Source organism: Terriglobus sp. YAF25 (genome assembly GCF_052113305.1).
Taxonomy (GTDB): domain Bacteria; phylum Acidobacteriota; class Terriglobia; order Terriglobales; family Acidobacteriaceae; genus Terriglobus.
This window is the reverse complement of the sequence record NZ_JBFRCY010000571.1, coordinates 1-3,089: the sequence shown is the minus strand read 5'-3', so window position 1 is coordinate 3,089 and position 3,089 is coordinate 1. Positions and strand designations below refer to the sequence as shown.

5 protein-coding genes are annotated in these 3,089 nt (G+C 58.0%); 1 reads left to right on the top strand and 4 read right to left on the bottom strand.

The window, feature by feature from the left end:
* Window positions 1–218 precede the first annotated feature (218 nt).
* Window positions 219–605, top strand: coding sequence for a cupin domain-containing protein (locus tag AB4043_RS20300; RefSeq protein WP_442302238.1), 387 nt, complete (start codon window positions 219–221; stop codon window positions 603–605).
* 175 nt (window positions 606–780) lie between these two features.
* On the opposite strand, the gene AB4043_RS20295 is transcribed toward AB4043_RS20300, so the two are convergent.
* The 4 genes from AB4043_RS20295 to AB4043_RS20280 form a co-directional block, all read right to left on the bottom strand.
* Window positions 781–1,332: a DUF6580 family putative transport protein gene (locus AB4043_RS20295; RefSeq protein WP_442302239.1), complete on the bottom strand. Its 552-nt coding sequence runs from the start codon at window positions 1,330–1,332 to the stop codon at window positions 781–783.
* Between the two features lie 103 nt (window positions 1,333–1,435).
* Window positions 1,436–2,314 carry a hypothetical protein gene (locus AB4043_RS20290; protein ID WP_442302240.1) on the bottom strand — a complete coding sequence of 293 codons (879 nt, stop codon included), beginning with the start codon at window positions 2,312–2,314 and terminating at the stop codon, window positions 1,436–1,438.
* 317 nt (window positions 2,315–2,631) lie between these two features.
* Complete coding sequence (locus AB4043_RS20285) at window positions 2,632–2,790, bottom strand: hypothetical protein (protein WP_442302243.1); 159 nt, start codon at window positions 2,788–2,790, stop codon at window positions 2,632–2,634.
* Window positions 2,791–2,848: 58 nt separating this feature from the next.
* Complete coding sequence (locus AB4043_RS20280; RefSeq protein WP_442302244.1) at window positions 2,849–3,007, bottom strand: hypothetical protein; 159 nt, start codon at window positions 3,005–3,007, stop codon at window positions 2,849–2,851.
* Between the last annotated feature and the right edge of the window lie 82 nt (window positions 3,008–3,089).

Below are 3,089 nucleotides of genomic sequence, written 5' to 3'. Positions count from 1 at the left end.
GCAGATTTTTTTGAGATCGAGGAGCGAGGAGAGAAACTGTAGCTGATCTACTGGAACGACGAGCGACGAAGAGATCGGGAAAATCTGCCCGGCCCTTCGGGTTGCGGCGCAAATTCGCCCATACTTCGTTGTCGGCCTCGGCAGTGGGAACGCCACAGTCTTCGGCCTCCGTCTCGTATGAACAAATTTGCGCTCGCAACGCTGACGACAGGAATTGGATGACAGACCCTAAGTCCATGAACGATTTTGGAAGCGACCCGACGACGGTCATCAGCCGCCAGAGCGCCGAGCATTATCTCTGGGGCAAGCAGTGTGACGGCTGGCATCTGGTGAAACAGGATGGCCTGAGTGTCATTGAAGAACGTATGCCGCCGGGCACCAGCGAGGTGCGRCATCATCATGTGCGCTCACGCCAGTTTGCTTATGTGCTGGAGGGCGAGCTGACGATGGAGGTCGAGCACCACGACTTCACGGTTCGTGCCGGCGAGGGGGTTGAGATCCATCCAGGACAGAGCCATCAGGCGATGAATCGCAGTGGGGGAGATCTGCGCTTCCTGATGATCAGCCAGCCGCCGAGTCACGGCGACCGTATCGACGAGGTGTAGTTTTCGGGCCGCTTTGCCCTCAGGGGCTGAAGTCCGTGAATCGTGGCGCCTCTGACAGGACGGCGGCTGAAGCCGTCCCCGTAAGAAGACATTCGCACCTACGATGCGAAATGGCTGCGCCGATGCAAATACAAAAGCCTCGCCGACGCGAGGGCTTTTGTAGTGTGTGTCGATCTTAGTGGGCCAGGTGGCTGTCGCTGGCGGTTTCGTGGGCGGCGGTCATCTGGCGGACCAGAGCCGGCAGGCCGAAGAGCGCACCGGCGATCAGGCCGGTCGCGATGAGGTCATTGCGGTAGAAGGGAATCGCTGCAACGTAGCAAGTGGCGAGTCCGCTCAGGCTCTTGGCATACATGTTCGACCATGCCCAGACAAAGAAGTTTGAGATCACGAAGAAGCTGGTGGCCGAGGCCAGTACAGCTCCGGTGACGCGCAGGAAGCTCTGCTTTTTTGCTAGCGTCGCGTTCGCCATCAGGCAGACACCCGCGTACCAGGCCCAGGTGGGCAGGTAGTGCGAAGCGTGGAACGCGTAACCGTAGGCATAGACGGTCAGGTAGTAATCGGTCGCCATCAGGGCAAGCGTTGCAACGATGGCGTGCCACCGGTTGCGCTTTGCGCCGAAGTAGAGCAAGCCGCCGCCGACGGCAGTAAAGCCAATACCCGCGGAGTGAGTCAGGTGCGGCAGAAGGCGGCTGAAGACCGCGACGAAGAGTACCAGATACGCTGTCATAGTGAGATGTCCCTAACAGTGTAATTCTGTTCCTATCGCAGAGAGCGGTCAAGCAAAAGGGCCGTCCGGAGACGACCCTTTTACAATTTTCAACCGGAATGGGTTAGTTGAGCGCAGCGACCGGAACTGTCTTCTCAGCGGCGCGGCGCATGATCTCCAGCTCCGCGGGAGCAAAGAGGTCGGGTGAGCTGCTGCCTACGACGACATAGCCGGGGTCATGCCCCAGAGCCAGCGAAACCTGATTCCATTTGAGGAACGGAGAGGTCGTCGGCAGCACGATCATGCGGCGCTGCGGCTCGGGGATGAAGAAGTACGCGGCCCAGATGGCGAATGCCGCACTGATGGCTAATCCACGGATCACGCTGATGGTCGTGTACATGCTGGTCTGGTTGGTGAGCCAGGCGGCGTTTACCAGCTCGACAGTAGACAGGATGCCCAGGCCAAGGCTGACACCGAAGATACGGCTGCGGTGAGACAGGCCCATCGGACGGATGGCGAAGCAGACGAAGAGCAGCAGGCACAGAGTCAGGATGCTCTGGGTGCGCTGCAACTGGTTGGCTGCATTGATGATGAACTTGGTGCTGGTCATGTGCGGGCCAAAGGCCATGCCGATAGCGACTGCTATGGAGATTGCCGCTGCCCAGCGGAAGACCAGAAGGCCGAGCGACTGCAGGCCCTTCAACGGCTCCATCGCGAGCTTGAAGATGCTATAGATCACCAGGATGGACAGAATCGCCTCGAGTGCGTAGGCAGTCCAGTAGGTGTAGAAGTAGATCGGATACGCGATGTGTTTATCCACGCCCTTCGCCAAAAGGGCGAAGATCAGCAGCGCAACGCTATCTGCAATCACTTTGGTGGAAAGCAGGAGAAACAGGCTGAAGAACGCCCGCACCTGCTTCGCGCGGAACAGAGCGCCGAGTGTAATTAGGCAGAGAATCGGATCAACGTATTCCAGAAGCTCAATAACCGATTTTGCGTTCATGAACAGGCTCCTGCAGCTACCGGGACTTTAACTGTACCCCAGCTACTGGAGCTGATCAATGAATTTCGCCTGCAACTTTTGGACTACATCCCACTTTGGATTACATYCCRCAAGCGTTCGGGTCGTCGGGCGGGCAAGCGGGGATCGGCACAATGCTGGTGGCRCGGRCAGGCTTCACRTCGGTGGTGCGGGTRTGGGCGGAAGCRACGGCTCCGGTGAGGGCAAGGGCGACGGCGAGGGTACGGATGGCGGTCTTCATGGGGTCTCGGTTCTCCTGGGAGATTTCAAATTTCGGTTTCGCTGTATCAAAAGCGTGTTTACATTCCGCAAGCGTTCGGGTCGTCGGGCGGGCAAACCGGGATCGGCACGATGCTGGTGGCGCGGGAAGGCTTCACGTCGGCGGTGCGGGTGTGGGCGGAGGCAACGGCTCCGGTAAGAGCGAGAGCAACGGCGAGAGTACGGATAGCGATTTTCATGTTCTTAAGGCTCCGGGAATCAAATAACTTGTTGATAAAAAACAACGAATTGGATTTCTTACATGCCGCAGGCGTTCGGATCGTCGGGAGGGCAAACGGGGATTGGAACAATGCTGGTCGCGCGAGAAGGCTTCACATCGGAGGTACGGGTATGGGCGGAAGCAACGGCTCCGGTCAAAGCAAGGGCGACAGCGAGGGTGCGGATGGCAATTTTCATGGTGTTGAGAACCTCAATTTCGAGCTAAAAATTTTTCTGGACTTGCCAGATGTCGAGAGAGTATCGTGTGATTATCCCTAAG

Coding starts and splice junctions, on each gene's coding strand:
- AB4043_RS20295 (WP_442302239.1), bottom strand. CDS start 1,332: ATGACAGCGTATCTGGTACTCTTCGTCGCGGTCTTCAGCCGCCTTCTG.
- AB4043_RS20290 (WP_442302240.1), bottom strand. CDS start 2,314: ATGAACGCAAAATCGGTTATTGAGCTTCTGGAATACGTTGATCCGATT.
- AB4043_RS20285 (WP_442302243.1), bottom strand. CDS start 2,790: ATGAAAATCGCTATCCGTACTCTCGCCGTTGCTCTCGCTCTTACCGGA.
- AB4043_RS20280 (WP_442302244.1), bottom strand. CDS start 3,007: ATGAAAATTGCCATCCGCACCCTCGCTGTCGCCCTTGCTTTGACCGGA.